1 protein-coding gene and 1 pseudogene are annotated in these 4360 nt (G+C 70.5%); both read right to left on the bottom strand.

Annotated features, from left to right (window positions below):
- Positions 1–137: 137 nt before the first annotated feature.
- Positions 138–1571: pseudogene (locus tag FV228_RS21550) on the bottom strand (hypothetical protein); the annotation flags it as partial.
- A gap of 228 nt (positions 1572–1799) precedes the next feature.
- Positions 1800–3746 (bottom strand): BamA/TamA family outer membrane protein, encoded by a 1947-nt coding sequence (locus FV228_RS21555; protein ID WP_187277854.1) that lies wholly within the window; start codon positions 3744–3746, stop codon positions 1800–1802.
- Positions 3747–4360 lie beyond the last annotated feature (614 nt).

A 4360-nucleotide genomic window follows, 5' to 3' on the forward strand; every position in this document is an offset into this window, starting at 1 on the left:
ACCCTGCGCCTTTTCCTGAACCCGCGCGCCAACGCGCCGCCGGGCCCGGAGTTCAGAACGCGTAGCGCACGGTGCAGTACGGCAGGGATTCGGCCAGCAGCGCCTTGAACCGGGCGAGCCATCGCCCCTTCCAGCCGGTCCGGCAGCGCGGCGTCGAGGATGCCGGTCAGCGTGTTCTGTCCGACCCGTCCGGCGTAGCTCGCCTTGGCGGTGTCGGATTCGATCCGGAGGCTCGACACGTCGATCACCCCGTCCGGCCCGGAGGCCGCCCGCAGGGTCAGTTGCGCGCGGCTGCCGAGAGCGCGACGCAGGGCCGGGTCCGCCAACCGCAGGCCGTCGACCTTGCCGTCCGCCGTGATGGAAAAACGCTGGGCGGACGGATCGCCCTGGGGATCGACCCCGAGGCGCGCCTCGATCCGGTCAAGGCTGGAATCCCGGCTGCGCAGGCCGGCCGCGTCGAGGGTCCCCCGCACCGTCGGCGCGGCGAGCGGCCCCTTCACGCTGCCGTCGAAAACCAGCGTGCCGATCTCGGCCTCGCCGGCCTTGGTCACCGCGCCCTCGGTGGGCAGCGCGCGGGCCTGGAGCGTCAGGTCTGCGATCCGGTCCTTGGTCAGGCTGCCGCTGGCGGCGAGCCGCGCGGTCCGCGAGGTCAACTCCAGCCGGTCGATCCGGAAGGCGCCGCTATCCGCGAAGGCGAAGCCGCCGTCGAGCTTGGTCGTGCCGGCGAAGACCGATGCGGCCGGACCGGGCACGAGGCCCTCGATCCGGGCCGCGAGGTCCAGGGCCAGCCGACGCTCGGCACCGATCCGGGAGATCTTGGCGCCGCCCTTGGCGCCGATATCCGGGCCGGCGGTGAAATCGAGATGGGCGTTCCAGGCATCCAGCGTGCCGGTGCCGACGAGGTCGAAATCGATCGGCGGCGTGCCGGGGACGTTGGCCGCCTTGGACAGCAGCCCGCCCGCCGGCTCGACCAGGTTGGCCTTCAGCTCCAGGCGGTCGCCCTGCGGCACGTAGACCAGCGACAGCAGGAAGCGCCCGGCCGCGTCCAGGCGCTGAGCCCGGGCCTGCAGATCGAGCCCCTCGCTTGCCGCCCCGAGCCGCGCCTTGCCCTCGGCCGAGAGCCGCGCCGGCTGACCGGCCACGGGCTCGCCCAGCACCAGCTCGGCCAGCTTGAAGCCCTTGATCTCGACCTTCACGGGCAGGTCCGGCAGCAGCTTGCCGTCCGGCTTGGCCTCCGGCGGGGTCGGGCCGGGAATCGGCCGGCGCAGCACTTCGATCCGCCCGATCTCCAGGCTGTCCACCTCGAGCCGGCCCGACAGCAGCGCCAGCCGCCGCCAGACGATCCGGGCCCGGTCGAGCTTGAGCCATACGCCGTCGCGGTCGCTCACCGCCACGTCGCGGATCGTGGCGTCCGAGGACAGGGCCCCGTCCACCGCCCCGATCGCCACGCGCGACGACGGTGTCGAGAGCGCCCGGGACAGGAGCCCGCCGAGCACGGTTTTCTCGCCGTCGTCGGCGTGGGTCGTGTTCGGAGCGACGGAGAAGATCGCGCATCCCAGAATCAGGCACAGGGCGATCAGGACCCGCGCGGCGCCCCTCCTCCTTTTGCGGGGGAAGGTGGCCCCCGAAGGGGGGCGGGAAAGGGGAGCGACGCCTCCGGAGATGACGCGATGGGCGTGAAATCCTGCGCCGTCTCGCTGTCCCTCTCCCGACCCGGCCTGACGGCCGGCCCACCCTCCCCCGCAGAGGGGAGAGGGAGAGCGTCCGGATCCGCCCCGACCTCCAAAAAAATCTGCCATTCAGAACGCCTGCCCCAGGCTGAGATACAGAACAGCCGGGCGGACATGGCCGCCCTTGTAGGGATCGAGCGGGAAAGCGAGATCGGCGCGGATCGGGCCGATGCCGGTGTAGTAGCGCAGCCCGATGCCCACCGATTTCCGGATCTTCTCATCGAAATCCGGCAGGGCCGAGGCGAAGGCGGTGCCCGCATCGAAGAACGGCACCACCCCGATCGTGTCGGTGATCTTGATCCGCGCTTCGATCGACGCCTCCAGCAGGCTGCGGCCGCCGATCGGCAAGTTGAACGGACCGATCGGCCCGAGCGTCCGGTACGGGTAGCCGCGCACCGAGCCGCCGCCGCCCGCGAAGAACCGGAAATTGTCCGGGATGTCCCCGAGCGGCGCGCCCGAAACCGAGCCGAAGCCGATCCGCCCGGCGAGAATGTAGCGGGATTCGTCGTCCAGCGAATAATAGGTCGAGCCCTGCGCCTTCGCGACGACGATCCCGGGCGACGAGATCGCCCCGGGATAGGCGGCGAGCGACGCGATCGCCCGGAACCCCTCGGTGGGATCGAGCAGGCTGTCGGTGGAATCGTAGGTCACCGAGGCCGGCACGCCGATCAGCCGGTAATTGACCGTACCGAGGGCGTCCTTCGAGCGCCCGGCCTGCGCGTCCAGCCCGATCTGCGCCGAGAACGTGTCGGAGAACCGATGCCGGATCGCGCCCGAGACCCCGCCGCCATCGACCAGGTAGCTCTGCTGCACCTCGCGGGTGATGAAGGCGTTGGCCAGGAAGTCGTTGCGGGTGCCGCCGAGCGCAGGCTGAACGTAGGTCGCCGACAGGCGCCCGCCCAATCCGTTGGTGCCGATCCCGGCGATCTTGCGCTGGGTTGCGAACGGGTCGTTGCCCAACCCGAGGTAGTAGATGTCGGCATCGAGCCGGAACGTCTCGCCGCCGCCGAACAGGTTGCGGTTGGCGTAGTACGCGCGCACGCCGGGCCCATCGACGGTGGAATACCGCGCGGAGACGCCGACGAGATTGCGCTCGCGTTCGCTCAGTTCTGCGAAGAGCGGCAGGTTTCCGTCGGCGTCGAGCGCCGTACCTTCGCGGATCCGCGCCGCGCCGATCGCCTCGACGCGCGTCAGCGATCGGCGGATCGCCGCCACGGCCTGGGGCGAATACGGGTCCCCGGGCTCCGCATAGATGAAGGACCGGATCGTCGCCGGGTCGATCCCCGGCGCACCGCTGACCGCCACCGGCCCCAGCCCGGCGACGGGGCCGGGCTCCACCGTGAAGGTCACATCCATGACGTGAGCGGTGTCGTCCACCACCGGGTCGCGCGCCACCACCTTGGCGAAGGGGTGCCCCTGCGCCCGGAACTGGTCGACGATCCGGGCTTCCCGGGCCAGCACCGTGGCCGACCGGGCCGGAACGTCGTCGTCCACCCGGGTGATCCGCGGCGGCAGCACCGCCTCCGGGAACGGTCGGCCCGCACGATCCCGCACCGTGATCCGGCGCAAGGTGTAGAGCGGCCCGAGATCCACCGCGATCCGCACCGGCACCAGGCCACGGTTGCGCCACCGTTCGGCGGCCCCCACGGCGGCCGCGGGACCGGCCTGCCCCGCCACCGGAACCGAGTCGATCCGGATCGCGGCCGTGCCTTGATAATAGCCGTAGCCCGAGAGCACGTCGGCGAGCTTGGGCAGGTCCACCTCGGCCCGGCGCAGCAGCCCCTCCCCGTCCGGCGGCGGATCCTGGCGCAGCCGATACAGGGTCGAAATGTCCTGAAGCGCCTGGAGGACGTCGGAATCGTCCGTCCCCGTGATGCGGACCGCATAGGGCAACGCCGTCGCGCTGGGCGCCGGCGGCTCGGGTTCCGAGCCGAACAGACCGAACAGGTCGAAGGCGCGCGCCGGCTCCGCAAGCAGCGCGCCCAGCGGCACGGACAGGGCTGCGGCGAGCGTCAGCGCCGGCAGCGCACGGCGCGCACCGGAGACGGGCGATCGGTTGAGGCGAGCGGAGAGGCGCAAAGCGCGCTCGTCAGCCCCGATGGCGGTCGGCCGTGCCGCTCGCTTCAAAATCCATCGCATTCCCCCCCAGACGCCCTGCAGCGTACCCCGACCCTCCTTAACGGTCTCGCGATCCCAGGCCAATAACGGCTCAGGGTTAGGTCGGGGATGAAGTTTGTCGCATCATGGCATATGCGCCGCGACAATCACGGTATCGCGGATGAGCCAGCGCGCCAGTGGGGCAAAGCCGGCATCGATACGCCCGACCGGGCGCCGCCGATCATCTGGATCGCTTGCAAGTCGGGAATATTGCGACCGTGTCCGTCTGACACCGGAACAGCCCAGACGGCGTTCCGACCCCCCTCCCCCGAAAAGAAGCGCGAAGTCCGGCATTGGAACCAAGGCGACCTCCGGAAGTGGTTTCGAGATCCAGTGTTGAGACACCAAAAACCCGGTCCGCGTGAGCGGGCCGGGTTTTTGGTGGTGGTCGGGTGGTCGAGAGGGATTTGGTTGCGGGGACAGGATTTGAACCTGTGACCTTCAGGTTATGAGCCTGACGAGCTACCGGGCTG

Origin of the sequence: Methylobacterium sp. WL18 (assembly GCF_008040015.1) — a bacterium.
Classification (GTDB): Bacteria; Pseudomonadota; Alphaproteobacteria; order Rhizobiales; family Beijerinckiaceae; genus Methylobacterium; species Methylobacterium mesophilicum.